The following is a 26,844-nucleotide window of genomic DNA, read 5'->3' on the forward strand; positions in this document are numbered from 1 at the left end:
GGGCTTTTACAGCAGTTTCTCAATAATTTTTTCCGCTGAAATATTTTCAGCTTCGGCTTTGTAGTTTTTAATAATACGGTGCCTTAAAATAGACGGTGCCACGGCCTTTACATCTTTTATGTCGGGCGAATATTTTCCGTGAAGTGCTGCGTAGGTTTTTGCTCCTAGAACCAGGTACTGCGATGCACGTGGCCCGGCGCCCCATTTCAGATACTGGTCGGACACGGGGTCTGCCATTTCGCTTCCGGGACGGGTTTTTGCAGCCAGTGTAACGGCATAATTCAAAACATTGTCGTTTATCGGTATTTTCCGGATGACGTTCTGAAAATAGATGATCTCTTCGCGGGATATTACTGCATTTAAATCGAACTGCAGCGTTGATGTTGTATTTTTTACGATGGTAAGTTCGTCTTCGTATTTCGGGTAATCAAGCCACACCGAAAACATAAAACGGTCGAGCTGAGCCTCGGGCAGGGGATAGGTTCCTTCCTGCTCAATCGGGTTTTGGGTAGCCAGCACAAAAAACGGTTTTTCCAGCTCGAAGCGTTTTCCGGCCGCTGTTATGGCGCGTTCCTGCATGGCTTCGAGCAGTGCAGATTGCGTTTTGGGCGGTGTCCTGTTTATTTCATCTGCCAGAATAACATTGGAAAACAGTGGCCCCTGAATGAATTTGAACTGGCGGTCTTTGTCCAGAATTTCGGTACCAATTATGTCTGATGGCATTAAATCCGGGGTGAACTGAATGCGGTTGTATTTTAATCCCAGCGTTTTTGAGATGGTGGTTACCAGAAGTGTTTTTGCCAGCCCGGGAACTCCAACCAGCAGAACATGCCCGCGGCTGAACAGCGACACCAAAACCTGAGTGATTATTTCATCCTGACCATAAATAACTTTCGAGATTTCAGCTTTTAGTTCGTCGTACTTCCCGCGCAGTGCATCCAGCGCTTCCACATCGTTTTTAAAGTTCATTTTTACAAATTACTTTTAATAAAGGGGGTATCGGATTATTTTACCCAGTTGTCGAATTCGAAATTGCAGTTAGCGTAGGTGTTATCAATTCTGATATACGTTTGAGCCTGTTTGTCTGCAATCCATTTTTGCAGTGTTTCTTCTCGTTTTTTAGCAAGAAATAAATCAGACAATTGCTGGTAGTCGTTTTGCAGGTTTGCTTTGTGCCCTTCAATTTTATCTACCATTTTAATGATGGTGTAAACTGATTGCCGGCTTTCTGAATCAACGGTTTCAATGGGGTCGGAGATTTCCCCGATTTTGAGCGTGGAAACTACCTTACTTACGTTTCCTTCCAACTCTTCCAGTGTGAATTTTGATGACAATGTATTTGGGTTGATGGCCAGCCCGCCGTTATTTCTTGTGTTTTTGTCTGATGAAAACCGTGCTGCTGCCTGGGCAAACGAAATTTCTTCTTTGCGGATTAGGTTTGCCAGACTGTCCAGCCTGCTAACGGCCAGTTCTTTTGCCTCCGGAGAAACTTTTGGTGTCATCAAAATATGGCGGGTATTTACTTTGTCGCCGCGTCTGTCAATGAGCTGAATAATATGATACCCAAATTCACTTTTTACCACATTTGAAACTTTGTCTCCTCTCAGGTTGAATGCCGCTGCGGCATATTCAGGGTCGAGCTGGGCACGTCCCAGGTAGCCGATTTCTCCACCGTTTCCTGCAGACGGCCCTTCAGAATACAGAACGGCCATGGCAGCAAAACTTGAGCCTCCTTCTATTCTTTTTTTCAACTCACGAAGTTCAGCTTTTACGCGGTTTTCTTCTTCCAGCTCTATTTCCGGACGCATGGTAATCTGTGCATATTCGTACTGCGTCGGAATTATCGGAACTTCCTCTTCGGGCAGGGTGCGGAAAAACTGGCGAACTTCAGACGGAGTAACCGTAATGTCCTGAATGATTTTGTTACGCATTTGTGAACTCAACAGCTGATCCCGAATTACCAGTCGCATTTCTGCTTTGATGTCGGCAATCGGTTTTTTGAAGAAGCTCTCCACGGCATTTTCTGAACCGAAGTGTGCCACGTACATTTGAATCTGTCCGTCCATCTGCTGGTTTACCTGGCTGTCGGTAACTTCAATAAGCGTATCCAGTTCGGCTTCTGCAACAAGCAACTTATCGATGAGGAAATTTTCGAGGATTTCGCATTTCATGTCGCCGTCAGAAGTTATTCCCTGCGCCTGCTGATCCATGTACATTTTTTCGATGTCAGACTTTAGCACAATATTTCCGCCAACTACTGCAACAATCTGGTCTACCACTTTGTCCTGGGCAAAAACACTGTTTGTTGCAAAAATGGCAAATAGTGCAAAAACTGCTATTTGTAATGCGTTATTTTGTCTCATCTGTTTCTGAATTATAAATTTTAAAATTGTTTCTATTAACTCCTTCCTGAAAGATGTTGTCTTCTAATTCTTTCAAGAATGTAATTTTTCTACGGTTCAAAATTAAACTTTTAATGTTATCCTGCACATAATCTACCGGACCTTGTTCATTTTTCAGCATGTAGTCCTGAATGGCAACCAGGTAATAGTAGCTGGAGTCGGCATATTCAATAAACTGGTTTCGGGGCAGAAACTGCTCCGGATTTTCTATTGTAATCGGAATGTTTTGCATTACCGCGTCCAGTTCAATCCATTTGTCGGCATATATTGCAAAACTTTTAGCGTATTGCAGGCAGTAGTCGCGTATTTCGTCAATGCCGGGCGCAGATGTGTCACTGGCCAGGTCTTTTAACGTTTCGGGGTTTGCAAAATCAGCCGGAACCTTCATGAAAATTGCTTTTACAATGGCCTTTGCCAGTTTGAAATTTTCGGCGTTTTTCGAATAGTAATCCATTATTTTCGAATTACTAACCGTGGTATCCATGCGTTGCGCCATTAATTCGTTTTTATACCTGAACACAATTAGTGAGTTTCGGTATTCCTGAAGTTCGCGGGAAACATCTTTCAATTCCGACGAAAGGTTTTCTTCTGCTTTTTGCAAAACTAGTTCCTGCCTTACCCATTTTCTCATGTAATCGCCGGCCATTGCAGCACTGTCTTCCGGTGCCAGATTGTTGGGAATTACAGCAGCTACCTCGGAGAGAAATAATTTTTTCTCGCCAACTTTAGCAACTACTTTTTGGTTGTCGGGTCTGTTGTGTTCACACCCGAAAACTACCAAAGCAGCTACAAACAAAAAATAGTATTTGAAAAAACGCCTAAACATTCGGTATCGATTTCAGTAGTTTTTTGTTGACTTTTATTTTGTATTTTTTTCGTAGTGCTTTTATCCAGTTTTGCTCCAGGTAATTTTGGTATTCAGAAATGTAAAGGCCCCTTGCTTCGTCCAGCGTTTTTGGTTCAGGAGGGAAAACATCGCCTCTTACAAATGTAAGTTCGGGATTAAACCCGGCCGGTTTTGTTCCGTTCCAAACGTAATAATCTACGGTTGAGTTAGTGCCTTTTTCCCAGGCGCCTGATTCAATTCGTATGAGTTGCTCTTCTTTGTTAATTAAATCTTCTATTTCCGTCGGAGGCATATTTGCTTCAAAATAGTTTTCGGCTTCCTGCCTTGCTGCTTCATTTTTACAGGAAATAACCAACCCTTTAAAACGTTCTCCCCATTTGAACTCTCCTTTGCTTTTGTTGTAAAAAGCTTCCAGCCCGGTGCTGTCTTGTGTTGCAAAGCTCCACACTTTTTCGTCCATAATATTGAACAGCAAAAGTCCGTCGTGGTACTCCTGCATCAGGTAGTTAAAGTCGGGATATTTTTTTTCGAGCTGCGAATCTTCAAACGCAATTATTTCGGCGTCGGTCCATTCATTAAAATGGTTCGAATAATTTCCGGTTGTAATGTTTTTATTCTGAAGGTAGCGTGTAAAATCTTCGGTAAGAAAATCTTTGCCGGCAAATGAAAACAGAAGCAGGTTTTCCGGTTGGTCTTTTCCGATTTTTGCTGATTGTATTTTCTGAAGATTGTCGATATTCTCTTCAAAACCGTACTCTTTTTTCAGTTTGTCGATAAAAACTTTACGGGTGCTGTTGCTCCGTTCGGGATCCCTTTTAATCCGGGCTTCAATGTCGGCACGGACTTCTTCGAGCGAAGGCACCGGTTTTTCGCCCAGCTTTTTTATGATGTGAAACCCATAATCGGTCACTATTGGTTCAGAAATATCACCAATGTTTTTCAGGGCAAAAGCGGGCGTTGCAAATTCCGGAATCATCCTTCCGGCAGAAAACCAAGCCATTTTTCCGCCTTGCGCGGCCGATCGCTTGTCGTCTGAATGGTTTTGAGCCATTTCTGCAAAATCTGCCCCGTTGAGCAGCGCCCGGTAAATGGAGTCGATTTCAGATTTCATTTGCGTTTTGTCGAACCCTGTTTCTTCCTGCGGAAACATTTTCATGATGTGTGCCACCTGAATTTCGCCCTTGTTTTTGCGTACATCATGTACCTGTATGAGATGGTACCCAAACGCCGAACGCACCGGTTCAGAAATTTCACCGACAGGCGTGGTAAACGCTGCATTTTCAAACGGGGTTACCATTTGAAATGCCGTGAAATATCCCAGATGCCCTTTGTTGGATTTTGCTGAAGGATCTTCGCTGTATTCAATGGCCGCGTTGCCAAAGTTCCTTCCATTCAGAATTTCTTCCCGTACATTAAGCGCTTTATTTCGAGCGGCTTGTTCCTGTTCCGGAGTAGCATCTTCCGGTAATCTGAAAAGGATATGACTAGCGTCCACCTCTTTTTGCATACGCCGATGCAATTCTTCAATGAGTTGCTCATCGTATTGCATGTCGGTAAGGTACGGAGCAGCAAGCTCTTTCCTGTATCCGGCCAGCTCTTCTCTGAATGAGCTGATTGTATCCATTTTCAAATCCATGGCCTCAACCACTTTCAACTTAAAATTGACATACAGATCCAAGTAATCTTTCGGCGATTTTACGTCTGCCTGATCCAACAGATTCTGGTTGTTCTTCCGGTAGATCCGTTCGAATTCCTGCTTTGTAATTTCTGTGTTGCCAATCTTAATAAGCACTTCTTTTTTTTGCGCTTCAGCCAGATTGAAAAAAGAAAATGTCGTTGCAAAAACAAGCGATAGAAATATCCCTTTCATACCAGTTATTCATTTATCTGCTACTGTAGTTTGGTGCCTCGCGGGTAATGGCAACATCGTGCGGGTGACTTTCCAGCACTCCTGCACTGGTAATTCTTGTGAATTTAGCCAGGTGCAATTGTTCGATATTTCTTGAGCCACAATATCCCATGCCGGCTCTCAGTCCGCCAAGTAGCTGGTACAAAACTTCATATAAAGTTCCTTTGTAAGGTACACGTGCAGCAATTCCTTCGGGTACGAGTTTTTTGATGTCTTCTTCCATATCCTGGAAATAGCGGTCTTTCGAACCTTTTTGCATTGCTTCCAGAGAACCCATTCCGCGGTACGATTTGAATTTCCGTCCCTGGTAGAGAATGGTTTCGCCGGGTGATTCTTCAACACCGGCAAACAGGCCTCCTGCCATAACCGAGTTGGCGCCGGCAGCAATGGCTTTAACAATATCTCCAGAATAACGAATTCCGCCGTCGGCAATTACCGGTGCTCCGCTGCCTTTAATGGCTTTTGATACCGCATAAATTGCTGAAAGCTGGGGAATACCAACACCGGCAATAATACGTGTGGTACAAATAGACCCGGGGCCAATTCCAACTTTTACTGCGTCGGCTCCTGCATTAACAAGTGCTTTGGCAGCTTCTCCTGTTCCAATGTTCCCGGCAACAATATCTTTTTCGGGGTATTTTGCTTTAATTTTTTTCAGCATTTCCACTACTCCTCTGGAGTGTCCGTGTGCAGTGTCGAGAACCAGCGCATCAACCTGTGCTTTAATCAGCTCGTCCACACGTTCCATGGTATCTCCGGCAATGCCAATTCCGGCAGCTACTCTTAACCGGCCTTTTTCGTCTTTGCAAGCCAGCGGTTTGTCCTTGGCTTTGGTAATATCTTTATATGTAACCAGGCCAATTAATTTATTGTTTTTGTCAACTACCGGCAGTTTTTCAATTTTGTAATGCTGAAGAATTTCAGCTGCTTTTTCCAGGTCGGTAGATTCGGTGGTAGTTACCAGATTTTTACTGGTCATAACCTGTTTTATGGGGCGCTTCATGTCTTTTTCGAACCGTAGGTCGCGGTTGGTGACAATCCCTTGCAAATGGTTATCCTTGTCGACTACCGGAATTCCGCCTATTTTATAGAGCGACATAATTCCCAACGCATCGGCAACTGTTTTTTCCTGAGTAATGGTTATTGGGTCGTAAATCATCCCGTTTTCAGCTCTTTTTACAGTAGTTACCTGATGAGCCTGCTCTTCAATATCCATGTTTTTATGGATAACGCCAATACCACCTTCCCGGGCAATGGCAATAGCCATTTTGTGTTCAGTAACTGTATCCATGGCGGCTGTTACAATAGGAGCATTTATTTTAATAGAGCGTGTAAAGTGGGATGTGAGCTCTACTTCTCGGGGTAAAACTTCTGAATATGAAGGAACTAAAAGAACATCGTCGAATGTTAAGCCTTCAAAAATTACTTTGTCGGAAAGAAATGACATGGGCTACTTTTTTAATTAAAATTGAAGCGCAAAATTACAAAAAATTAGGTTATTGCTGTTTAAATAGATGCAGAATGCCGACTTTCATAATAATAAAAATTGTTAAACCTATTAATCAGCAGGAAATATTAATTTTACCGGCAGCTGGTTCAGTTAAAAAAGAAGCATGCTGATTTATTAAATGGAGAGTTTTGAGCAAATATTGAACCGTTACTGGGGGTATGATAACTTCAGGCCGTTGCAGCTGGATATTATCAAATCGGTTGCAGCCGGAAAAGATACACTGGGGCTGATGCCAACCGGCGGAGGAAAGTCTATCACTTTTCAGGTTTTTTCGCTTTCGAAGGAAGGGATTTGCATTGTGGTAACGCCGCTTATTGCCCTGATGAAAGACCAGGTGGAGAACCTTGCCAAAAAGGGAATTAAGGCGCTGAAAATTCACAGTGGTATGTCGCACATGGAAATCAGGGTTACGCTGGATAATGCCGTGTGGGGAAAATATAAATTTCTTTATGTTTCGCCGGAAAGGCTGAACTCGGAGTATTTTAAGGAGCGCCTGGCTAAAATGGATGTTAACCTGATTGCAGTCGACGAAGCGCATTGTATTTCGCAGTGGGGTTACGATTTTAGGCCGAGTTACCTGAATATTGTTCAGCTGCGCGAACTGTTACCCGATGTGAATTTTCTTGCCCTGACTGCCACTGCAACTCCAAAAGTGGTAGAGGATATTCAGGACAGGCTGGGGTTTGAAAAACACAACGTGCTGAGCATGTCGTTTCAGCGCGAGAACCTGACCTATTTGGTGCGTTCCCGGGAGAATAAAGCGGGATATTTGCTCAACAGCCTGAAAAATGTGAAAGGCTCCGGAGTAGTATATGTACGTAGCCGAAAAGGTACCCGCGAAATAGCAGCAGAATTGAAGAAGAATGGTGTTGCAGCCGATTTTTATCATGCCGGGTTGAGTTCATGGGTGCGTAGCGAAAAGCAGGACGAGTGGTTGTCCGGAAAAACGCGGGTGATTGTCGCCACCAATGCTTTTGGTATGGGGATCGACAAGCCCGATGTGCGTTTTGTAATTCACGTAGATCCGCCCGATTCTTTGGAAGCCTATTTTCAGGAAGCGGGCAGGGCAGGCCGCGACGGGAAAAAGGCTGCGGCGGTGTTGTTGTTTAACAAGGCCGACCAAACCAAGTTAAAAAAGCATGTTTCGGTTGCTTTTCCTGCGGTAGATAATATTAAGCGAATTTACCAGGCGTTGTGCAATTACCTTCAGGTTGCTGAAGGATACGGAAAAGGGCAGTCGTTTGAATTTAGCATTCAGGATTTTGCCCAAACGTTTAAATTTCAGCAGACGATGATTTACAGCAGTTTGAAAATTCTGCAACGGGAAGGCTATGTGGAGTTTTCCGAAGAGGTAGATAATCCTTCGCGCATTTATTTTGCGGTTTCGCGCGACGAACTGTACAAATTTCAGGTTGCCAATGCCGCTGTCGATTCGTTTATAAAACTGGTGTTGCGTTCATACACAGGCCTTTTTAACGGCTATGTAAATATTGACGAAGAGTTGCTTGCCAGATGGGCAGGAATTGATCAGGAAAAAGTTTACAGCTATTTGAAGCACCTCCGCAAATCAAAAATAATTGATTATGTGCCGCGTAACCGAACGCCACTGGTTTATTTCAGTAAAGAACGAATCAGCCTGAGCCGGCTTAAGATTTCGAAAGAGAATTACGATTTTCGGAAAAAAGATTTTCTGGAAAGGGTGAATTCTGTGATTCATTATGCTACCAGCACAACCACCTGCAGAAGCCAGTTGCTCTTGCAATATTTTGGAGAAGATGATTCGCCCGAATGCGGCACGTGCGATGTGTGCAAGGCGATGCATAAAATTGGGCTGAGTTCGTTTGAGTTTACCGACATAAGCAAACAGGTAAAAAAGGTTCTGGAAACTCCCTGTTCCTATGAAACGCTTTTGTTAAAACTGAAAGGAAACCGCGAAAAAGCAATGGAAGTTTTGAGGTGGTTGCTGGATAATAATAATGTGGTAACCCGTGTTGACAGGAAGCTGGAGTGGAGTGAGGATATTTGAAAACTCCGTCCTTTTTTGAAATGCAGAAACCATCTTCAGCTTAAAAATAGCTTTTCCATTTTTCATTGATTTGCATCAAAACGTCACGGTCGTTGTAGCCGTCACAATGTCCGCTCATGGGCGAAAACTGAATAATTGCGTCGGACTTTGGATTTTCCATTTTTTGCAGCATTTTGTCGAATGCCCGCATGGCAGGGTTCAGGTAAAAATTATCCATGTCGCCCATCCATATCCAAATTTTCCCCCGGATTTTAGGCCCGAGTTTTTTCCAGTTGGCTTCTACGTAATGTTTCAAATCGTATTTGCGCCAGTGCTCCGCTACTTCACGATCGATTTCTCCGGTTTGCGGATGAAACAACGGCCGGGGCAATCCGTCTTTTCCTTTAGGGCTGTACAGCGCGGTAAATGCGCTAAATTGTCCACCGGAAGTGGTGTAGGTATCGTTCCATCCCAAAACATTTTCAAACTGAATAAAGTCTTTTTGCGAAACAACCGGTTCTCCCGAATTTCCCCTGACAATGGGGCGAAGGTAGCCGTACTCATTTGTGTAAGCGTTTTCGTCGCGGTAAATATTGATTAGCTGAAAATTCTCCAAATCAACCGGGTCGGCGCTGTACGAGAAACACCCTCCGAAAAAGTCGGGGTAAAAAAGCTGCAACGCCAGCGAAACCCATCCGCCGGTACTGCATCCGTCAACAAATCGAGATTCGGGAGTTCCCCATCCGCGAAACTGCTCTTCGATATACGGAATCAGTTCTGTTGTAAGTGCTTTTCCGTAGGGGCCACTGTTGTCCGAATCGAGCTGGTAACAATCGCCAAACGGGCCTTCTCCATCCAGAAAAACATTTATTATTTGTGGCGCTTCGTCCGACTGCCACCAATCGAGAAATGACTTGTTCCACTGCACATAACTGTTGGCACGTGTGTATCGTCCTCCGTAGCCAGCAATGTTGTAGCGCACCGGGTATTTGCGATTGGGCTCGTCATAAAAGGATGCGGGAAGCAACACTGCAGCTTTTAACCTTTTTTCTTTCTTCCACCATTTGGAAAGCACTTTGCTTTTAATGTTAACTTCTTTTAATAGAGGGTGCTCCGCAAGTTCTTGAGGTTCTGTTTTGATTTTCAGTGGCAATACAACAGATTGTTCTCCGTTCAGGTTTATTTGAACCGATTCGCTGTACAAATTGCCCGGCGCGTTAATGTTCGATTCTTCCCGATTCTGAACCCAAAGTACCTGCACCGTGTAATTCCCGGCAGGAATCTCGTTGAGCGGAATATCAACCGATTTGGTCAGTTGTGCTTCTGAATTGAATGTAAATAATTTGCCCGGGTTCCAGCCTTTCAGGTTGGTGGCAAAAATCATGTTGTTGTGGCTTGGCCAGGTGTTTTTGCGTGGTTGGCTCATCCGGCTGGTGCTCACAAAAAGGAAAATTCGCCCGTCGGATTTGAAATCTTTTAATACTTCTTCGGCAACACTTGTTGTAACAGTAAGCGAACCTGTTTGCGCCTGGCTTTGTATTATGAGCTGGAAAACGCATGCAATTGAAAGAAAGGCTGTTTTTATCATATTCAACTTTTCAGGAGATTGGAAAACTGAATTCCTGTCAAATTTAGAAAATTTTGTTAAACCCTTCTTTGGTCGCAGAAATGTTCAAAGCAAACCAGCGAATAGTTTATATATTTGTAGCAAATTCAATTTAAACAATTCAAAAAATGGCAGATTTTATATACCAGAAACCGTTTCCAATACTTAAAGATGATACCGAATACCGGTTACTCACCAAAGATTTTGTATCCGTTGTTGAATGCGATGGCCGTAAGTTGTTGAAAGTTGCTCCCGAAGGATTGGAGTTACTTGCCCGCGAGGCTTTTACCGATGTTTCGTTTTATTTGCGCGCCTCTCATTTGGAAAAACTGGCAAAAATTCTGGAAGACCCGGAAGCCACTGACAACGATCGTTTTGTAGCACATACCATGTTGTTAAATCAGGTGGTGGCTGCCGAAGGAGAACTGCCTACCTGCCAGGATACCGGAACAGCAATTGTTATCGGTAAAAAAGGAGAAAACGTGTTTACCGGAGTAAACGATGCCAAACACCTGTCGCAGGGCATTTACAATACCTACGAAAACAAAAATTTAAGGTATTCGCAAGTTGTGCCTTTTAGCATGTTCGACGAAAAGAACACCGGCACCAACCTCCCCGGACAAATCGATATTTACGCCGAAGAAGGCAGCAGCTACGAGTTTCTTTTTATTACAAAAGGCGGTGGCTCCGGAAATAAAACCTTTTTGTACCAGCAGACGAAGTCGTTGCTGACCGAAGAAAACCTGACCAAATTTGTGAAGGAAAAAATTAATGATTTGGGTACATCGGCTTGTCCTCCGTACCACTTGGCGCTGGTTGTTGGCGGTACTTCAGCAGAAGCAACGCTGTCAGCAGTTAAAAAAGCATCAGCAGGTTATTTCGATAATTTACCAACCGAAGGAAATGAAGGTGGCCAGGCCTTCCGTGATTTGGAATGGGAAAAGAAAGTGGAAGAAATTTGCCACAAGAGCGGAATCGGAGCTCAGTTTGGTGGAAAATATTTTGTTCATGATGTTCGGGTAATTCGTTTGCCGCGGCATGCTGCTTCGTGTCCCGTTGGATTGGGCGTAAGCTGCAGTGCCGACCGTAATATTAAGGCAAAAATTACCGCCGATGGAATTTTCCTTGAAAAACTGGAAAAAAATCCTGCCCGCTTCCTGCCAAAAGAAGCACCTCATTTGCAACCTGCTGTCGACATCAACCTCGACCAACCGATGGAAGATATTTTGAAGGAGTTGACAAAACATCCGGTGAAAACAAGGCTGAACCTGAGCGGAACATTGATTGTTGCCCGCGATATTGCCCATGCGCAGATTAAGAAGATGATTGACGAAGGCAAACCCATGCCGGAATATTTCAAAAAACATCCGGTTTATTACGCCGGTCCGGCCAAAACGCCGAAAGGAATGGCTTCCGGAAGCTTTGGCCCAACTACTGCCGGCCGGATGGATCCGTATGTTGATGAGTTTATGAACCACGGCGGTTCAATGGTTATGCTGGCTAAAGGAAACCGCTCGTTGCAGGTAACAGCGGCTTGTAAAAAACATGGTGGTTTTTACCTGGGTTCCATTGGTGGCCCCGCAGCTATTTTGGCTAAAAACAGTATAAAATCGGTTGAAGTAATCGATTTCCCTGATTTGGGAATGGAAGCTGTTCGGAAAATTAAAGTGGAAAATTTCCCGGCTTTTATAATTGTGGACGATAAAGGAAACGATTTCTTTAAACAACTGTAGTCTAGAGATAAGAAGTTGATTTTATAAGTGTGTAATCGCACTGTTAATTCCATCTTTAAGCTTGTTTTGATGCAGAAAACAGTTTGAAGATGGAATTTTTTTGTGGTTGAGCACCCTGTAAAAGAAGTCTGTTAAAAGTGAAATTTTGCGTAGAATGTATATTGAAGTTCGGCCGACGGAGCACCCGATTTTTGCGTTGTTTCGTTCCATTTTAACCTTTTGTACGCGTTGCTGAAATCAGCATTTTCTCCACCCAGGGCAACTCCCATGGAAAGCTTTTTTAATAAGCGCATTTCTACTCCGGCATTGATGTTGTAATAGAATTGGGCGTTGAATTTTTGTTCTCCGGAGAACATCACCTTTTCGTTTTCGTCAATCAGTTTTCCTTCCGATTTCATAAAATAAATTCCCATTCCGGCCTCTGCAAAAAGGCGAAGCCCCGTTTCATTGTCCAGGAGCAGGTAGAATTTTGGCGCAACAGTTAGTGCAGTCATGTCAGCATCGAAAAGTTGCCATCCTTTAAAAACCGGTTCGTAGCTGGCCGAGGTTCCCCATAATTCTTCATCGTTCAGCGATTGTTTTCCTGATTTAAGGTTGAGTCCGAGTCCGAGAAAGTCGTGCATTTTGATTTCATATTCAGCTCCCAAAAAACCGGAGAAAAAGCGGCCTTCGGAATTGAGTGATGTCCCCGCGTATATTTTTATGCTGTTTTTTTCCTGCTGGTCGGTGTCGTCGTCTTCGTTCTCGTAGATATTCTTAAAATCCAGCCCGGATGTACTGCTTATCTGCGAGTTTGCCGGCATTATACAAATCATAAACAGGAAAGTCGAAAATAAACCTTTGAGAATTTTCATCTGCTTTTTGTGCAAAAATTAGTGAGTTCTTTTAAACTATTTTCAAATGGAAAACGATTTTATCGATTTAAAAATGCTTTTTCAGAATAAGGATTTTCGCTTAATCTGTACCGATATTCATTTTAAAAATTTGGTAAAAGATCGATAAACCGGCTGAATAATTCCGGCTTTAGAAGAATTGGAAATATAAACCCGAACACAGCGCCCAGAAAATGTGCATCGTGGGCAATATTGTCAGATTTGCGTTTGCCCATCTGGTAGGAATAGATGAGGTAACCTACCCCGAAAACAATTCCGGGAATTGGAATGATGGCAAACAGGTAAAGTTTTTCCCACGGATCAAGAAAAATAAAAGCAAAAAGCACCGCCGAAACAGCACCTGAGGCACCCACTGCATTGTAGTAGTAATCGTTTTGGTGTTTTATGAGGCTCCAGGCATTGGAAACCAGAATGCCACCAATGTACAGCGCAATGAAAGAAAAGTCGGCTCTGTTTCCGAAAAAGTAACTGAAATAGTTTTCTACGTTTCTCCCGAAAAAATACAGAACCAGCATGTTCACTATCAGGTGGGTCCAGCTAATATGTACAAACGCGTGGGAGATGAGGCGGTAATATTGTTTGCGGTGAATGACCTGCGCAGCATTAAACTGCAGCTTTTCCATGAGCGAAACATTCTGGAAAGCTAGGAACGATACAATGGCAGTTATTCCAATAATAAGGTAGGTAATCATCAATGTAATATTTTGTATATCATTTCTTTTTGGAGCTCGGCTGTGTCGGTAAGGGTAGAAACGCCCATCCCTTTGCTTTTTAAATCGTATTCACGCAGAAGCCCGATAATTTCGTACAGCTTGGTGGGATTGTATTTTTTTGCTGCGGCAATAATTTTCCGGATGTAAAACGGGTGCCCTCCCATGGTTCTTGCTGCTCCCTGTTCCGATTTATCTTTAAGAAAATGGTAGGCAAATATTTTTGAAAAGTAACTGAATAGCGTTGCAATGGTCATCTGAATAGGGTGTTGCTGCGGGTTTGAACCAAAGTAGTTAATTATTTGGTTCGCCTTGAAAACGTTTCTGCTGCCCAGAGCATCCTGCAATTCAAAAAGGTTAAAATCCTTACTCAGGCCAATGTTTTTTTCGATGTGCTCAGGTGTTATCTGCTTAGTGTCTTTTACTGCAATAACCAACTTGTTAAGCTCGTTGGCAATTTTGCCCAGCTCGTTACCGAGCGAGTCGGTTAAAATTTGGCTGGCTTGCGGCGTAATTGTATATTCATGCCTTTTCAGGTAGCTTCCAATCCACGCAGGTATTTGGCTTTCATACAGTTTTTTCGTACTCAGCACAACGCCTTTCGATTTAATGGCTTTGTACAGTTTAGTGCGGGCATCCAGGTTTTTGTATTTGTAATTGAGAACCAAAATGGTTGAAGCAAGCGGATGCTCAGCGTAAGGAGTGAGGTCTTCGATTTTTTTCAGGCTTTGAGCTTCTTTTACGATAATTACCTGTTTTTCAGACATCATTGGGTAGCGCAGCGATGCTTCTGCAATAGTCCGTGTTTCGGTGTCTTTCCCGTAAAAAATAGTCTGGTTAAATCCTTTTTCTGCTTCCGGAAGTACGTTTTTTTCTATGTAGTTTGAAACCTGATCAATAAAATAGGGTTCTTCTCCCTGAAGCAAATAAATGGGATGGTAAACCTTTTGTTTGAGGTTTTTAATAATGGCTTCAAAATCCATATTAAAATTTTAAGTGTTTGACTGATAGTCCGTTGTTTTTGATTTCCAGAAGCGCGTCAATTCCTGCCTGAATATGCACGTCAACATATTTGAGCGATACAAGTTTATCGCTTTCGCGTGTTTTTACTCCCGCAGAAATCATGGGCTGGTCAGAAACCAAAAGCAAGGCTCCGGTTGGTATTTTGTTGGCAAATCCCACGGTAAAAAGGGTGGCCGTTTCCATATCAATGGCCATTGCCCGGGTTTTTGTAAGGTATTTTTTAAATTTGTTGTCGAACTCCCACACGCGCCGGTTGGTGGTGTATACAACTCCCGTCCAATAGTCGTGTCCGCTGTTTCGCAGTACGTGGGAAACAGCCCGCTGAATATTAAACGCAGGCAGTGCCGGAACTTCTTTTGGCAAATAGTCCGAAGATGTTCCTTCGTTTCGAATTGCCGCTATCGGCAGAATGAAATCACCCAGTTGGTTTTTCTTTTTCAACCCGCCGCATTTTCCCAGAAAAAGCACTCCTTTGGGTTTTACTGCACTCAGCAAGTCCATTACGGTTGCAGCGTTTGGGCTACCCATGCCGAAATTAATAATTGTAATTCCCTCTGCTGTTGCGTTAGGCATGTTTTTGTCACTTCCCATAATGGGCACCTCAAAACGGAGAGAGAATTTTTCTACGTAATTGGAAAAGTTGGTGAGCAGTATGTATTCGCCAAACTCTTCCAGCTGTTTGCCCGTGTAGCGGGGAAGCCAGTTATCAACTATTTCCTTTTTTGTCTTCATGTTTTTTATAAATTAAAACAGAATAGTTTATTTTGTTCACAGTAGCAGGTTAACACAAAAGTACATTTTTCCTGTTGGCCTGCAATATTTGTGTTGAAGTTAAAAAGAATATTAAATGATGCAGGAGTTAAATCTTCCGGCTTATAAATTCAGGATAAAAGAAGAGGGGGCCAAAAAGTATATTTTTGATTCGGTTCGGAAACGGTTTGTCTCGTTAACACCGGAAGAGTGGGTGCGGCAAAACTTTATCCGATACCTTATTGAAGAACGAAAATACCCGGAACAACTCATGGCGGTGGAGAAACAAATTACGCTAAACGGAAAGCTTTTCAGGTTTGATTTGCTGGTTTACCGGAGAAACGGACGACCGCTATTAATTGCAGAATTTAAAGCTCCTTCAGTAAAAATATCGCAGGATACTTTTGACCAGGTTGTGCGCTACAACATGGCTTTAAAAGTAGAAAGGGTTGTGGTTTCAAACGGATTGCAGCACTACGTTTGCGAAGTAAACTATTCAACAAACAGCTACTCTTTTTTGAAAGAAATCCCGGAATTTTGAATTGATTTTTACTCAGCCAGACCGTCAATGGTTTTTATGGTGCCGTCGTTGTTGTATTCCAGTTCAACCACTTTAATGCTTCGCAGCCAGGTTTTTCCGCCTGACGGTTTGCTGTCGTGGTGAAACAGGTACCACTTCCCGTTAAACTCCACAATGGAGTGGTGGGTTGTCCATCCCACAACCGGAGTCAGTATAACTCCTTTATAAGTGAATGGCCCGTAAGGATTGTCGCCTATTGCGTAACAGAGCAGGTGGGTATTTCCGGTGGAGTAAGAAAAGTAGTATTTCCCATTGTATTTGTGCATCCAGGGCCCTTCGAAATAGCGGCGTTCGTGGTCTCCTGCTTTTAACGGGGTGCCGTTTTCGTCTAGAATAATAACGTCGCGCGGCTCTTCTGCAAACTCCGTCATGTTGTCGGTTAGTTTGGCAACACGGGCACACAATGCTGGTTCGTCGTCTTTTGGCTCGTTGCCGCACTCAATGGCTTTGTTGTTTCGGTAGCGCTGCAACTGCCCGCCCCACAAACCTCCAAAGTAGATGTAAAAGTTTCCGTCTCCATCGTCCAGCACGGCAGGGTCGATACTGAAACTTCCTTTTATGGGATTTTCCAGAGGAATAAACGGGCCTTCCGGGTTTTCTCCCACAGCCACGCCAATACGGAAAATATCATTTTTATCCTTCAGCGGAAAATAAAAATAGTATTTTCCGTTTTTGTAAGCTGCATCGGGAGCCCACATTTGGCGTCCGGCCCAGGGAACATTTTTAACGTCGAGCGCAACGCCGTGGTCGGTTACCGGGCCGTCCACCGAATCCATGGAGAAAACGTGGTAGTCGCGCATGTCAAAATGGTCGCCGAGGTCATTTTCGGGAATGCCTGCATCAATGTCGTGCGACGGATAAATGTATATTTTGCCGTTGAAAACATGGGCCGACGGGTCGGCAGTAAACAGGTGATCAACGAGGTATCTTTTTTTCTTCATTTTGATTGTTTAACTAGTATTTCGAAGCTTCTTCAATAATTGTCTGAACAACCGGTTTGGGTTGGTAATTGCGGTCGAAAAGCAGCGGATAATCTGTTCTTCCGGGAATTGGCCAGTTGTTTTTCCACGAATGGTTGTCGGTTACTCCCCAGGTTGTTACCCGGCTTATTTTGTCGTGATGTTTCAAAAACATTCGGAAAAGCTCGGTGCATTTGTCGCTCCATTCTGTCAGGGCTTCTTTGGTAAAACCATCGGCGTAAGGATTCATGCGCTGTTCGTATTCTGCCCGCATGGCAATGTCGGCAGTTTGGCTTCGGTTGGTGGGCCACGGCAGAATAGTAAGGTCGAATTCGGTTATTAAAACGGGCAATCCTGTTTTTGAAAATGCTACAATGCTTTTTTCTACTTCATCAACAGAGAGGCTTTCCAGGTTCAGGTGTCCCTGCATTCCAATTCCATCAATTTTTATTCCTTTGGCCTGGAGTTTTTCAACCATTTTTATAACTCCGGCGCGTCTTCCCGGGTTAGCCATTCCGTAGTCGTTGTAATAAAGCTCAGTATTGGGGTCGGCTTCTGCCGCAAACTTAAAAGCCAGTTCAACGTAATCTTCTCCGATTATCTGGTAAAACTTGCTTTCCCTGTAAGAGCCATCGTCGTTAATTGCTTCGTTTACCACATCCCATCCGTGAACACGGCCTTTGTACCGCCCTACAACTTCAGAAATGTGAAAACGCATCCTTTCAATTAAAACGTCCCGGCTGACATCATTCCCGTCTTTATCAATAAAAAACCATTTGGGCGCCTGTGAGTGCCAGATGAGCGTGTGTCCTACAATAAACATGTTGTTTGCTTCTCCGAACTCAACAATTTTATCAGGCTGTTTAAAATGGAATTTTCCTTCTTCTGGATGAATGTTTTCGCTTTTCATGCAGTTTTCTGCCACAATTGAGTTGAAATGTTTTTTTACGATTTCAAGGGACTTCGCATCTCCGCCGTTTATTAGCCATGAATTTACGGCAGTGCCAATATAAAATTTGCCTTCGAGCGCTTCTTTTAGCGATTTATCACTCCCGGCCGGGTTCGATGCCGCGGCTGAGAAAAAGGTAAGTAAGAATAGCAGGGAGAAAAGCGACTGAGTTTTTATGAATTGTTTCATTGGTTAAAGTATTAAGTTATTGCCATTCAAAAATGATTTCAGGTATCTGATTTCTGTTCGCGGCGGGTAACTAGTTCTTTCTCAATCCGGTCTTCCATTTTTTTGTTGATCTCGTAAAAGAAGAGACATGCGACACCAATCAAAAACGTAATCGTCGGAAAAATACTTACGGAAAGTTTAATTCCGTTTATTGTTTCGGGCAGTTGAGTGAGCAGTTGTTCGTTGTATCCGAATATTGCAAGAATTCCGGCCACGAGTGCCCCGCCTATGCTCAGTCCTGCTTTCAGCCCGAACACCATGGCAGAAAATATTATTCCTGTAGCACGACGGTTATTTTTCCATTCAGAATAGTCAGCCACATCTGCAATCATTGCCCAAAGCAGCGGAATTGTAAGGCCGTAAAAAAATCCGTGTAGAATCTGGCTGATGTAAACGAGAAATATTGCTGTTGGTGAGTAAAAAATGAAAGCCAGAAGGCTCAGAGCCGAAAGAAACAATCCAATGCCAAACACTTCTCTTTTTCCGTATTTGTCGGCCAGTCGTTTGGAAACGGCGATACCCACAATCATAAAAATAATTCCGGCAGCATTAAACACGCTGAATCCTGAAGTGGGTGCATCTTCGGGCCACTGAAACCCGACAAACCCCATATTTACGAGCACGTTGTTTAACCCGTTAATGAAACTGTTAAATCCGCAGTCATCCAGAAAGGCGGCCAGGTGCGGTTCGCTCAGGTAATATTTGAAGTAGTAAACATACATTCCGCCCTTGAGGGCGAGGGTGATAAAAACGAAAACGGTGAGAATGAGCATGGCAATCCATGGCTTGTTGCGGGCCAGGTCTTTTAAGTCCTGCTTTACGCTCGACTCCTGTTCTTTGTCCGGAACAATACGTTCTCTGGTAGTTAAAAAAGTAATAATGAAGAAGATCACCCCGACAACTGCAAAAATGGTCATTGTTTTCTCAAAGCCCGCAGTTTTGTCGCCATCGCCAAGAATGAGAACCAGCGGGAGTAAAAGTACCTGCACAATAAACTGGGCAATCATAACTGCCGTAAACCGGTATGACGAGATGCTGTTTCGTTCGGCCATGCTTCCGGTAATTACGCCACTGAGCGCAGAATAAGGCGTGTTGTTTGCCGCATAAATAAGCACCAGTAGAATGTAGGTTACCAGCGCATAAATAATTTTTCCGGATTCGCTGAAATGAGGTGTGCTGAACGCCAGAATTGCGAAAATTCCAAATGGAACAGCAGTCCACAAAATCCACGGGCGGAATTTTCCCCAACGGGTAATGGTGCGGTCGGCGATTGCCCCCATTACCGGATTGAAAAATGCACCTACCATTCCGCCTGCAAAAATAATTGCCGAAGCGGCTGCCGGCGGTACTTTGTAAACATCGGTGTAAAAGTAGGCCAGAAAGGTCATGAGTGTCTGAAAAATCAGGTTCGCGGAAAGATCGCCTAAACTGTAACCGATTTTTTCGAGGACTGAGATTTTTTGAGAAACTGGTTTCATTGGTCTTACGGTTTAATTTGACTACACTTTTGATTTAGAATACTTAAAGATAAGATTTTAGATTGTAATTATTACAGTAACAAGGGCGCTTATTTCACTTTTTTTCTTGAAATATTTTGTAACGAAGCCAATTATTTGTTGTAAAATTGTACTTTTAACAACAACGAATAAATCTGTATTTTTTATAAAACCTGAAACTAATCATCTGAGCAATGAAACTAACTGCTGTTGATATTGTCATTATTTTCGTTTATCTCCTTGCCACTGTATTTATCGGGCTTATTCTTAAAAAGGTTGCACAAAAAAGCAAAGCCAATTATTTGCTTGGCGGAAACAAGCTTCCCTGGTATATGTTGGGGTTGTCTAACGCATCGGGGATGTTTGATATTTCCGGAACGATGTGGCTGGTAACATTGCTTTTTGTTTACGGGTTGAAAAGTATTTGGATTCCCTGGCTATGGCCGGTTTTCAATCAGATTTTTCTGATGGTTTTTCTCAGTATCTGGCTGCGTCGTTCAAAAGTAACAACAGGAGCCGAGTGGATCAACACCCGGTTTGGCCGCAGTCGCGACAGCAATCTTTCCCATGGCGTGGTTGTGGTTTTTGCACTTATTATGTGTCTGGGGTACCTGGCCTACGGATTTATTGGGCTGGGAAAATTCGTGATGATATTCATCCCCTGGGATATTGTAGCGCCACACCTGCCGTTTGAAGTTCCATTGGAATATGTGCCGCACATTTACGGGATTGCATTCACACTTTTCGCTGTGTTTTATGCTGTTTTGGGTGGAATGTCCAGCATTGTGTGGGCCGATGTGTTGCAGTATATTATAATGACTATCTCCGCTATTTTAATCGGCGTTTTGGCAATGAAAGCCATGTCTGTGGAAACGCTCAATGTTCCGGAAGGCTGGCATTCGCCGTTTTTCGGGTGGCGGCTGGATGACCTCGACTGGCGTGGAATAATTGATGAAGTAAACACCAAAATTGCAAGCGATGGATACTCGTTGTTTTCCATCTTTTTTATGATGATGGTGTTTAAAGGAATTCTGGTGTCAATTGCCGGTCCGGCGCCAACTTACGATATGCAAAAAATACTTTCGACCAAGTCGCCAAAAGATGCGGCTAAAATGAGTGGTTTTGTTTCTGTTGTGTTAATGCCCATCCGGTATTTTATGATTGCCGGTTTTGCCGTTCTTGGAATTTTATATTACGACCGGCTGAATCTGATGGTTGCCGGGCAAATTGATTTTGAGCAAATTTTGCCTTCTGCTATTTCCGAATTTGTGCCAGTGGGTTTTATGGGATTGCTGCTGGCTGGGCTTTTGGCCGCATTCAACTCTACGTTTGCCGGAACGCTGAATGCTGCTCAGGCGTACATAGTGAATGACATTTACCTGCGCCATGTAAAACCAGAGGCATCCAACATCGAAGTTCGGAATATGAATTACATTACCGGAGTGGTGGTGGTAATTATCAGTATTATTTTTGGCGTATTCGCACAGGATGTAAACAGCATGCTGCAATGGATTGTCTCTGCACTTTACGGAAGTTACGTGGTTTCAAATGTGCTGAAATGGTACTGGTGGCGATTTAACGGTTACGGCTATTTCTGGGGTATGGTTACCGGCCTGATTCCCGCGCTGATTTTTCCGTATGTTTTTTCAGAAACTCTGGATTTGTACTACTTCCCGTGGTTGCTTCTGATTTCAATAGCGGGAGCATTGTTGGGCACTTTCCTTACCAAACCAACCGATGAGGAAACATTAAAAGAGTTTTACCGGACTGTTCGGCCGTGGGGTTTCTGGGGGCCGGTTAAACAGAAAGTGATGGCCGAAGATCCGGATTTTGTACCCAATAAAAACTTTAAGCGCGATATGTTTAACGTGGTAATTGGCACTATTACCCAAACCGCATTGGTAGCGCTTCCCATTTATATTGTGCTGAAAGAAGTGCTTCCAATCTGGATTACCATAATTATTACGGTTGTTTGTGGTTTCATTCTGAAGAAAACATGGTGGGATACCTTGCCGGAAAAATAGCGTGTGTTCAAAACTAAAAATAGAAAAACATAAATTGATACGATATGACTCCTTCGAAAAAAGAGTTTGATAAAAGGCTGAAGAAACTGAAAAAAGAGCATGAAGAACTGTTGGCCAGGAAGAATAAACCGGTGACCAAAAATTACAACGGAATTTATTTTCGCTACAAACGCCCGGTTCTCACCGGTCTTCATGCACCGCTGGAATGGAGATACGATTTGAATTACGAAACTAACCCGTTTTTAATGCAGCGGATTGGCATAAATGCAGCATTTAATAGTGGTGCCATTTATCTCGATGGAAAATATTTAATGGCAGCCAGGGTTGAGGGTTGGGACAGGAAATCCTTTTTTGCCATTGCCGAAAGTCCGAATGGAATTGATAACTGGCGTTTTTGGAACCGCCCGGTTACAATGCCCGAAACCAACGAGCCTGATATTAATGTGTACGATATTCGGTTGGTACAGCATGAAGACGGTTGGATTTACGGCATTTTTTGCTCTGAAAGGAAAGACCCGTCGGCGCCAAAAGGTGACACTTCTATGGCAACGGCAAGCGGCGGTATTGCCCGAACAAAAGATTTGAAAGAGTGGGAGAGGCTTCCCGATTTTGTATCTCACCACGGGCAACAGCGAAACCTGGTGCTGCACCCGGAATTTGTAGAAGGGAAGTACGCTTTTTATACCCGCCCGCAAGACGGATTTATCGAAGTTGGCGGAGGTGGCGGTATCGGCTGGGCTTTGGTTGATGACATTACAAAGGCTGACGCGCCCCACGAAGAGATTATCGACGAAAAAATTTATCACACCATAAAGGAGTTGAAAAACGGGCAGGGGCCAGCGCCGCTAAAAACGGAAAAAGGGTGGCTGCATCTGGCTCACGGCGTTCGTGGCTGTGCTGCCGGATTGCGTTATGTGCTCTACCTTTTTATGACGGAGTTGGATGATCCCTCGAAAGTAATTGCCTGCCCGGGAGGTTATTTTATGGCGCCCGAAGGAGAGGAGCGTGTGGGTGACGTGTCTAATGTACTTTTTTCCAACGGATGGATTCGAAATGAAAATGATGAGGTTTTTATTTATTACGCCTCATCCGACACCAGAATGCACGTGGCCACATCGACCATTGAGCAATTGGTGGATTATTGTTTGAATACGCCCGAAGATGGATTGCGTTCCGCTGAAAGTGTAAAGAAAATCAATGAGCTGATTGACAGGAATAGCTAATCGTTTTAAGATATTTAAGAAGGTGTTAGCTAATTCTGAAAACTGTTTGTCAGTAACGAGATAAAGGTTGTTTTGCATGGTACGCGGTTTCAGCTTAAGGGAATCGTTAACTTTGCCGAAAATTTAAAAATGAAAAAGAAATACAATTGGGCCGTTCTCGGCTGTGGACATATTGCAAGCAAATTCAGTAAAGATTTAAAACTGCTGCCCAATGCAAATCTGTATGCCGCTGCATCGCGCAGTTTGCAGAAAGCACAGGATTTTGCAGCGGAATTTGGTTACGAAAAAGCGTATGGCAATTACGAACAGTTGGTTGCCGATCCTGATGTAGATGTGGTTTACGTTGCTACTCCTCATTCGCATCATCACGAGCACGCCATGCTTTGCCTGAACCACAAAAAAGCGGTTTTATGCGAAAAAGCTTTCGCCCTGAACAAACAGGAGGCAGAAGAGATGATTGCCTGCGCCAAAGAGAACAATACATTTTTGATGGAAGCTTTTTGGACGATGTTCCAGCCGAGTTTCCAAAAAGCAATGGAAATTATTCGCTCCGAAGAGTTGGGCAAGCTAAAAATAGTTCGTTCCGATTTTGCATTTAACGGGCCTTTCGATCCTCAAAGGCGGCTTTATAACGTTGCCCTTGGCGGCGGTTCTTTGCTGGATATTGGAATTTACCCGGTGTTTGCCGCACTTACTTCGTTGGGAAAACCGGAGATGATTAAAACGTTTGCCGATTTTAGCCCCACCGGCTCCGAGGAAACGCTGAACATGATTTTCAAATACAACGGCGGGGAAATGGCCAGTCTCACCTCCAGTTTTGCCGGGTATTCGCCTACACAAACTGAATATTGTTTCGAAAAAGGATACATGGTGCTGAACCCGAAATGGTTTGTGCCAACCAACATAACAATATGGAAAGAGGGCGGGGAAACGCAGACCTGGCCTTCGGAACACAAAGAAGGATTCGGATACCAGTACGAAGCGGGTCATGTGATGGAATGCCTCGATGCCGGGAAAATTGAGAGCGAACGAATGCCGTGGCAGATGAGTCTCGACCTGATGGAAGTTCTGGATCGTATTCGGATTGATGCCGGAGCATTTTTTCCGGGGCGGGATAAAAACATGTTCAGATAGAATAAAATATACAGACAAGGAGTGCCTTGCCGCTAACAAAATTTAATATGAACTGGCATAATCTCAGAAAACAGTTTGAAAATGAATTGGTAGATAATGTGCTGAATTACTGGGTGGATAATGTTTATGATGCAACCCGGGGTACTTTTTTCGGTCGCATTACAAACCAAGGCGAACGATTTGCAGAAGCTCCGCTTTCGGCTGTTTTTGTTACGCGGATAATGTGGACGTTTTCGGCTGCTTATCATTTTTATTCTACCGCAGCTTACAAAAAAATGGCAGACGAAGCTTTTCGTATTCTGCAAACTTCCTTTTGGGATAATCAGAATGGTGGTATTTATTGGAATATTTTTCCAGACGGAAAACCGGTTGACACTAAAAAACAGTTTTATGCACAAGCGTTTTTTATTTACGCTTTGTCGGAATATTACCTGGCTTTTCACGACGAGAAAGCAAAACAACTGGCAATATCCGTGTTTATGTTGATGGAAAAGTTTGCCTGCGATTCTGATTTTGGCGGGTATTTCGAAGTAACAACGGCAGATTGGAAAAGTGCCGACGACCAGTATCTTAGTCCGCAGAATTTGGATGTGAAAAAGTCAATGAACACCCATTTGCATATTCTGGAAGCTTACACCAATTTGTATCGCATTTGGAAAACAGAAGATTCAGAAAAGAAGTTGCGGCAGCTTATTCAAATTTTTTCAGACAAAATTATAAACGAGGAAACGTGGCATTTCCGTCTGTTTTTTGATGCCGACTGGACTGTTCGTTCTGAAATTGATTCTTACGGGCACGACATTGAAGGAAGCTGGCTGCTGTGCGAAGCTGCGGAGGTGTTGGGCGATCCGAAAGTTATTGAAGAAGTTGAACAGATTGCTGTAAAAATGGCCGGCGTTACACGCGACGAAGGTTTTGCTGAACACGGTGGAATGTATTATGAAAAAGAGGCTGACCGTTTAATGGAGCAGTTCGACTGGTGGCCGCAGGCAGAAAGCGTAGTGGGCTTTTTTAATGCCTGGCAGCTGACCAAAAAAGAGGAATACCTGGAGTGCTCAAAACGCAGTTGGCAATTCATTCAGAAATGTATTATCGATAAGAAAAATGGCGAATGGTTTTGGGGGGTGTCAAAAGATTTGCACCCGCTGACTACAGATAAAGTAAACGGATGGAAGGCCCCTTATCATAACGGGAGGATGTGCTTGGAAATGATGCGCAGAATTGATACCTTGATCCGGTAAAATGGATTAAATATGTCAAAAATTGTGTTGAAATTCCTGCTGGTGTTTTCTTCGTTTTTTGCGCTTTTGCCGGCCGGATGCCAAAATGATAAAAACAAAACTGTGGATTTCTCAACAATACAGAAACTCGATCTCGAAAGGTACATGGGAACATGGTACGAAATTGCCCGGTTCGACCATTCGTTTGAGCGCGGCCTGGTTGGGGTAACTGCCACTTACCAGCTGCGTCCTGATGGAAAAATTGTCGTTGTTAACGCCGGGTATAAAAATTCGCTGGACGGAAAATACAGCGAAGCGAAGGGGAAAGCAAAGCAGCCAAATCCTGAGTCTCCCGGAAAACTGAAGGTCGCATTCTTCCTCTTTTTCTACGCCGATTATTACATTCTGGAACTGGATGAAAATTATCAGTGGGCTTTAATCGGCTCCTCTTCTGATAAATATCTTTGGATCTTAAGCCGGACGCCATCTCTCGATAAGCCGGAGTTGGATATCGTTTTGCAAAAAGCAGCAGAGCGCGGTTATAATGTCGGAAATCTTATTTGGGTTGAACAAAAGAAATAATTCCTTCAATTTTAAATTTCGGTTAATTTTTACATAATTTTAATAAAGAAATATTTCTCTATTGGGATTATTCCTACTTTTGGATTGGATTTAATCACGAAAGTTACAATTCACCTAAATGAAAGAAACAGGAAAATATAAACCCAAAAGCCAGGCGCCGGAGCCAACATTAAAAAGGCTGCCCGGTTATTTGTATTTTCTGGAGCAGGTGAAAGAAGACGGAACCATTAATATTTCGGCGCCAACCATTGGAAAGGAACTTGGGCTTGACCCAACGCAGGTTGTAAAAGATTTGGCTTTTACCGGCGTGCGCGGAAAACCGCGGGTAGGGTACAACACGTATGAGTTAATTCACGCGTTGGAAGATTTTCTCGGGTTCAACAAAGTGAATGAAGCTTTTTTAGTTGGAGCCGGAAATCTGGGAGCCGCTTTAATGGCTTACCAGGAACACCAGTCGCTCGGACTGAAAATTCTGGCTGCGTTTGATGTAGACGAAAGGAAAATAGGTAAAACAATCGGTGGAATTTATGTCCTCGAATACAACAAGCTTTTCAGCTTGTCTGATCGCCTGAATGTAAAAATTGGCATTATTACCACGCCTAACCACGTTGCGCAGGAAGTTGCAGAAGATATGGTGAATTGCGGAATAAAGGCCATTTGGAATTTCACCTCGGCTAAATTGGGTTTATCTGAAAAAATTATCGTTCAAAATACTTCAATGAGTTCTTACGCTGCTGTGTTACTGCGGCGATTAAGTGATGCTAATTTGTAATAACTAAAAAACTAAGAGAAATGAAAACTTTAAAAAAATTGATGAATTGTTTGGATTTATATATAAAGAAAAATTTCTTTAATTTATCAAAAGATGATATTTCTCAGGATTGTGAAGATGTGATTGGAATAAATTTATCGGACGAAAATAACAACATGCCGGTAGAAGAATATGCAACAGTTTACCGAAGTGCCACACGCTGGCAAACGTTGTAATTGCTCCGGCCCGTTTATAATTTGCAAAGTATTTAAATAGTGTTTTTAGGGCGTGGTTTTTCGGGAGGTTTTCT

General features: G+C 43.4%; 23 protein-coding genes. 10 read left to right on the forward strand and 13 right to left on the reverse strand.

Annotation, left to right across the window (positions count from 1 at the left end):
• Positions 1-6: 6 nt before the first annotated feature.
• The 5 genes from BUB08_RS05380 to guaB are packed head-to-tail and all read right to left on the reverse strand — an operon-like array spanning position 7 to position 6,605.
• Complete coding sequence (locus BUB08_RS05380; RefSeq protein ID WP_072999603.1) at positions 7-969, reverse strand: AAA family ATPase; 963 nt, start codon at positions 967-969, stop codon at positions 7-9.
• A gap of 35 nt (positions 970-1,004) precedes the next feature.
• The gene (locus BUB08_RS05385; protein WP_072999604.1) at positions 1,005-2,363 is read right to left on the reverse strand and encodes a peptidylprolyl isomerase; all 1,359 of its coding nucleotides are present in this window, start codon (positions 2,361-2,363) and stop codon (positions 1,005-1,007) included.
• The gene (locus BUB08_RS05390) at positions 2,350-3,228 is read right to left on the reverse strand and encodes a hypothetical protein (protein ID WP_072999606.1); all 879 of its coding nucleotides are present in this window, start codon (positions 3,226-3,228) and stop codon (positions 2,350-2,352) included. Before BUB08_RS05390 ends, BUB08_RS05385 begins: the two co-directional genes overlap by 14 nt.
• Positions 3,221-5,119: a peptidylprolyl isomerase gene (locus tag BUB08_RS05395; RefSeq protein ID WP_072999608.1), complete on the reverse strand. Its 1,899-nt coding sequence runs from the start codon at positions 5,117-5,119 to the stop codon at positions 3,221-3,223. The genes BUB08_RS05390 and BUB08_RS05395 overlap by 8 nt, the downstream gene beginning before the upstream one ends.
• 13 nt (positions 5,120-5,132) lie before the next feature.
• Positions 5,133-6,605, reverse strand: coding sequence for an IMP dehydrogenase (guaB, locus tag BUB08_RS05400; RefSeq protein WP_072999610.1), 1,473 nt, complete (start codon positions 6,603-6,605; stop codon positions 5,133-5,135).
• Between the two features lie 181 nt (positions 6,606-6,786).
• Here guaB and BUB08_RS05405 point away from each other — a divergent pair, with 181 nt between their 5' ends.
• Positions 6,787-8,694: a RecQ family ATP-dependent DNA helicase gene (locus BUB08_RS05405; protein ID WP_072999612.1), complete on the forward strand. Its 1,908-nt coding sequence runs from the start codon at positions 6,787-6,789 to the stop codon at positions 8,692-8,694.
• 40 nt (positions 8,695-8,734) lie between these two features.
• Here the strand turns inward: BUB08_RS05405 and BUB08_RS05410 are convergent, their stop codons facing one another.
• Entirely contained in the window at positions 8,735-10,261 is a 1,527-nt protein-coding gene (locus tag BUB08_RS05410; protein ID WP_072999613.1) for an alpha/beta hydrolase, read from the reverse strand.
• Between the two features lie 146 nt (positions 10,262-10,407).
• On the opposite strand from BUB08_RS05410, the gene BUB08_RS05415 reads away from it, so the two are divergent.
• Complete coding sequence (locus tag BUB08_RS05415; protein WP_072999615.1) at positions 10,408-12,012, forward strand: fumarate hydratase; 1,605 nt, start codon at positions 10,408-10,410, stop codon at positions 12,010-12,012.
• Positions 12,013-12,143: 131 nt separating this feature from the next.
• Here the strand turns inward: BUB08_RS05415 and BUB08_RS05420 are convergent, their stop codons facing one another.
• From BUB08_RS05420 to BUB08_RS05435, 4 genes are all read right to left on the reverse strand, one after another.
• Positions 12,144-12,866, reverse strand: coding sequence for a hypothetical protein (locus tag BUB08_RS05420; RefSeq protein WP_072999617.1), 723 nt, complete (start codon positions 12,864-12,866; stop codon positions 12,144-12,146).
• 122 nt (positions 12,867-12,988) lie between these two features.
• The gene (locus tag BUB08_RS05425) at positions 12,989-13,597 is read right to left on the reverse strand and encodes a rhomboid family intramembrane serine protease (RefSeq protein WP_072999619.1); all 609 of its coding nucleotides are present in this window, start codon (positions 13,595-13,597) and stop codon (positions 12,989-12,991) included.
• Entirely contained in the window at positions 13,597-14,598 is a 1,002-nt protein-coding gene (gene holA / locus BUB08_RS05430; RefSeq protein WP_072999620.1) for a DNA polymerase III subunit delta, read from the reverse strand. The genes BUB08_RS05425 and holA overlap by 1 nt, the downstream gene beginning before the upstream one ends.
• Position 14,599: 1 nt before the next feature.
• Entirely contained in the window at positions 14,600-15,370 is a 771-nt protein-coding gene (locus tag BUB08_RS05435) for an AMP nucleosidase (protein WP_072999622.1), read from the reverse strand.
• Between the two features lie 115 nt (positions 15,371-15,485).
• Between BUB08_RS05435 and BUB08_RS05440 the strand changes: the two genes are divergently transcribed.
• Positions 15,486-15,929, forward strand: a complete 444-nt coding sequence (locus BUB08_RS05440) for a type I restriction enzyme HsdR N-terminal domain-containing protein (RefSeq protein ID WP_217651564.1) — start codon at positions 15,486-15,488, stop codon at positions 15,927-15,929.
• A gap of 8 nt (positions 15,930-15,937) precedes the next feature.
• Here the strand turns inward: BUB08_RS05440 and BUB08_RS05445 are convergent, their stop codons facing one another.
• Genes BUB08_RS05445 through BUB08_RS05455 form a run of 3 tightly spaced genes read right to left on the reverse strand, consistent with a single transcriptional unit; the run spans position 15,938 to position 19,582 of the window.
• On the reverse strand, positions 15,938-16,909 hold the full coding sequence (locus BUB08_RS05445; RefSeq protein ID WP_072999624.1) for a glycoside hydrolase family 43 protein: 972 nt from the start codon (positions 16,907-16,909) through the stop codon (positions 15,938-15,940).
• Positions 16,910-16,922: 13 nt separating this feature from the next.
• On the reverse strand, positions 16,923-18,065 hold the full coding sequence (locus tag BUB08_RS05450; RefSeq protein WP_072999626.1) for an endo-1,4-beta-xylanase: 1,143 nt from the start codon (positions 18,063-18,065) through the stop codon (positions 16,923-16,925).
• A 38-nt stretch (positions 18,066-18,103) separates the two neighbouring features.
• Positions 18,104-19,582, reverse strand: a complete 1,479-nt coding sequence (locus BUB08_RS05455; protein ID WP_072999628.1) for an MFS transporter — start codon at positions 19,580-19,582, stop codon at positions 18,104-18,106.
• A gap of 212 nt (positions 19,583-19,794) precedes the next feature.
• Here BUB08_RS05455 and BUB08_RS05460 point away from each other — a divergent pair, with 212 nt between their 5' ends.
• From BUB08_RS05460 to BUB08_RS05490, 7 genes are all read left to right on the forward strand, one after another.
• Positions 19,795-21,624, forward strand: a complete 1,830-nt coding sequence (locus BUB08_RS05460; protein WP_072999630.1) for a sodium:solute symporter family protein — start codon at positions 19,795-19,797, stop codon at positions 21,622-21,624.
• Positions 21,625-21,668: 44 nt separating this feature from the next.
• Positions 21,669-22,847, forward strand: coding sequence for a glycoside hydrolase family 130 protein (locus BUB08_RS05465; protein ID WP_072999632.1), 1,179 nt, complete (start codon positions 21,669-21,671; stop codon positions 22,845-22,847).
• Between the two features lie 129 nt (positions 22,848-22,976).
• Complete coding sequence (locus tag BUB08_RS05470; RefSeq protein ID WP_072999897.1) at positions 22,977-23,981, forward strand: Gfo/Idh/MocA family protein; 1,005 nt, start codon at positions 22,977-22,979, stop codon at positions 23,979-23,981.
• A 47-nt stretch (positions 23,982-24,028) separates the two neighbouring features.
• Complete coding sequence (locus BUB08_RS05475; protein ID WP_083570596.1) at positions 24,029-25,222, forward strand: AGE family epimerase/isomerase; 1,194 nt, start codon at positions 24,029-24,031, stop codon at positions 25,220-25,222.
• A 12-nt stretch (positions 25,223-25,234) separates the two neighbouring features.
• Positions 25,235-25,783 (forward strand): lipocalin family protein, encoded by a 549-nt coding sequence (locus BUB08_RS05480; RefSeq protein WP_083570597.1) that lies wholly within the window; start codon positions 25,235-25,237, stop codon positions 25,781-25,783.
• Between the two features lie 118 nt (positions 25,784-25,901).
• On the forward strand, positions 25,902-26,555 hold the full coding sequence (locus BUB08_RS05485; protein ID WP_072999636.1) for a redox-sensing transcriptional repressor Rex: 654 nt from the start codon (positions 25,902-25,904) through the stop codon (positions 26,553-26,555).
• Between the two features lie 20 nt (positions 26,556-26,575).
• Positions 26,576-26,770: a hypothetical protein gene (locus BUB08_RS05490; protein WP_072999638.1), complete on the forward strand. Its 195-nt coding sequence runs from the start codon at positions 26,576-26,578 to the stop codon at positions 26,768-26,770.
• Positions 26,771-26,844 lie beyond the last annotated feature (74 nt).

Origin of the sequence: Mariniphaga anaerophila, assembly GCF_900129025.1 — a bacterium.
GTDB lineage: Bacteria > Bacteroidota > Bacteroidia > Bacteroidales > Prolixibacteraceae > Mariniphaga > Mariniphaga anaerophila.

Bases quoted from the DNA above. Each gene is read 5' to 3' on its own strand.
- BUB08_RS05380 (WP_072999603.1), bottom strand. From the start codon at position 969: ATGAACTTTAAAAACGATGTGGAAGCGCTGGATGCACTGCGCGGGAAG.
- BUB08_RS05385 (WP_072999604.1), bottom strand. From the start codon at position 2,363: ATGAGACAAAATAACGCATTACAAATAGCAGTTTTTGCACTATTTGCC.
- BUB08_RS05390 (WP_072999606.1), bottom strand. From the start codon at position 3,228: ATGTTTAGGCGTTTTTTCAAATACTATTTTTTGTTTGTAGCTGCTTTG.
- BUB08_RS05395 (WP_072999608.1), bottom strand. From the start codon at position 5,119: ATGAAAGGGATATTTCTATCGCTTGTTTTTGCAACGACATTTTCTTTT.
- guaB (WP_072999610.1), bottom strand. From the start codon at position 6,605: ATGTCATTTCTTTCCGACAAAGTAATTTTTGAAGGCTTAACATTCGAC.
- BUB08_RS05405 (WP_072999612.1), top strand. From the start codon at position 6,787: ATGGAGAGTTTTGAGCAAATATTGAACCGTTACTGGGGGTATGATAAC.
- BUB08_RS05410 (WP_072999613.1), bottom strand. From the start codon at position 10,261: ATGATAAAAACAGCCTTTCTTTCAATTGCATGCGTTTTCCAGCTCATA.
- BUB08_RS05415 (WP_072999615.1), top strand. From the start codon at position 10,408: ATGGCAGATTTTATATACCAGAAACCGTTTCCAATACTTAAAGATGAT.
- BUB08_RS05420 (WP_072999617.1), bottom strand. From the start codon at position 12,866: ATGAAAATTCTCAAAGGTTTATTTTCGACTTTCCTGTTTATGATTTGT.
- BUB08_RS05425 (WP_072999619.1), bottom strand. From the start codon at position 13,597: ATGATTACCTACCTTATTATTGGAATAACTGCCATTGTATCGTTCCTA.
- holA (WP_072999620.1), bottom strand. From the start codon at position 14,598: ATGGATTTTGAAGCCATTATTAAAAACCTCAAACAAAAGGTTTACCAT.
- BUB08_RS05435 (WP_072999622.1), bottom strand. From the start codon at position 15,370: ATGAAGACAAAAAAGGAAATAGTTGATAACTGGCTTCCCCGCTACACG.
- BUB08_RS05440 (WP_217651564.1), top strand. From the start codon at position 15,486: ATGATGCAGGAGTTAAATCTTCCGGCTTATAAATTCAGGATAAAAGAA.
- BUB08_RS05445 (WP_072999624.1), bottom strand. From the start codon at position 16,909: ATGAAGAAAAAAAGATACCTCGTTGATCACCTGTTTACTGCCGACCCG.
- BUB08_RS05450 (WP_072999626.1), bottom strand. From the start codon at position 18,065: ATGAAACAATTCATAAAAACTCAGTCGCTTTTCTCCCTGCTATTCTTA.
- BUB08_RS05455 (WP_072999628.1), bottom strand. From the start codon at position 19,582: ATGAAACCAGTTTCTCAAAAAATCTCAGTCCTCGAAAAAATCGGTTAC.
- BUB08_RS05460 (WP_072999630.1), top strand. From the start codon at position 19,795: ATGAAACTAACTGCTGTTGATATTGTCATTATTTTCGTTTATCTCCTT.
- BUB08_RS05465 (WP_072999632.1), top strand. From the start codon at position 21,669: ATGACTCCTTCGAAAAAAGAGTTTGATAAAAGGCTGAAGAAACTGAAA.
- BUB08_RS05470 (WP_072999897.1), top strand. From the start codon at position 22,977: ATGAAAAAGAAATACAATTGGGCCGTTCTCGGCTGTGGACATATTGCA.
- BUB08_RS05475 (WP_083570596.1), top strand. From the start codon at position 24,029: ATGAACTGGCATAATCTCAGAAAACAGTTTGAAAATGAATTGGTAGAT.
- BUB08_RS05480 (WP_083570597.1), top strand. From the start codon at position 25,235: ATGTCAAAAATTGTGTTGAAATTCCTGCTGGTGTTTTCTTCGTTTTTT.
- BUB08_RS05485 (WP_072999636.1), top strand. From the start codon at position 25,902: ATGAAAGAAACAGGAAAATATAAACCCAAAAGCCAGGCGCCGGAGCCA.
- BUB08_RS05490 (WP_072999638.1), top strand. From the start codon at position 26,576: ATGAAAACTTTAAAAAAATTGATGAATTGTTTGGATTTATATATAAAG.